This is a genomic window from Craurococcus roseus (assembly GCF_039523795.1).
In the GTDB taxonomy this organism is placed as follows: Bacteria; Pseudomonadota; Alphaproteobacteria; order Acetobacterales; family Acetobacteraceae; genus Craurococcus; species Craurococcus roseus.
On sequence record NZ_BAAAFZ010000043.1, the window covers coordinates 1 to 864 of the forward strand.

Below are 864 nucleotides of genomic sequence, written 5' to 3' on the forward strand. Positions count from 1 at the left end.
CCGCGCCGCCCGCCGTCGCGCCGACGCCGACCGGCGACACCGCCTCGTCGCCCGACGGCGGCTCGAACGCGCTCCAGGCCGCCACGCCCCCGCCGATCGCGTCCGTGGCGCAGGCGGGTGGCGGCGCGGCGGAAGCCGGCGGTGCTGCGGCGGACACTGATGGAGCACCCTCGCCCGTGCCGGCGGAAGCCGCCGCAACGACGGCGCTGGGCGCCGCCGGACCGGGCGTCCAGCGCCGGGCGACGGACCCGATGGCGCCGGCCGCCGCCGCGGACGCGGTGGAAGGGGCGCCGGCGGGGCCGGTGCATGCCCAGGACGCCCCCGCCGACCGGCCCGAGGCGGGCGCCGCCACGCCGCAAGCCCCGCCCTTCCGCGCCGCCGTCGAGGCGACCGCTCCGGATCCGTTCTCGCCCGTCCCCCCGGCGGCGCAGAACGCCCTCGCGCCGGCGGCACCCGCCGGGACGCCGCAAACCGCCGCCGCGGAAGCTCCGGCGCCGGCGGCCCCGGCGGCACCGCCCCCGCCTTCGCCGCCGGTGCGGCAGGTCGCGTCGATCGCCATAGCCCTCGCGCTCGGCACGGGCGGCGCGCCGCGGCTCACCGTGGCGCTAGAGCCGGAAGAACTCGGGCGCGTGGAGATCCGCGTCGAGCGGGGCGCCGCGGACGGCGAGGCGTCGCGCGTGCGCGTGGTCGCGGAGCGGCCGGAAACCCTCGCCCTCTTGCAGCGGGACGCGCGCCAGCTCGACCGCGCCTTGCAGGGCGCCGGCATCGCGCTGGCGGAAGGCGGGATGCAGTTCAGCCTGGCCGGGCGCGAGCAGGGCGCGGCGGGCGGCGGCGGCGCGGAGGACCGCGGCGGCCCGCCGCGGC

The 864-nt window shown here is 82.2% G+C and carries 1 protein-coding gene; it reads left to right on the plus strand.

Translation table 11 applies throughout. From position 1 onward, the window contains the following. Positions 1-176: 176 nt before the first annotated feature. The coding region (locus tag ABD067_RS14195) for a flagellar hook-length control protein FliK (RefSeq protein ID WP_343895966.1) at positions 177-864 on the plus strand (688 nt) is incomplete at its 3' end.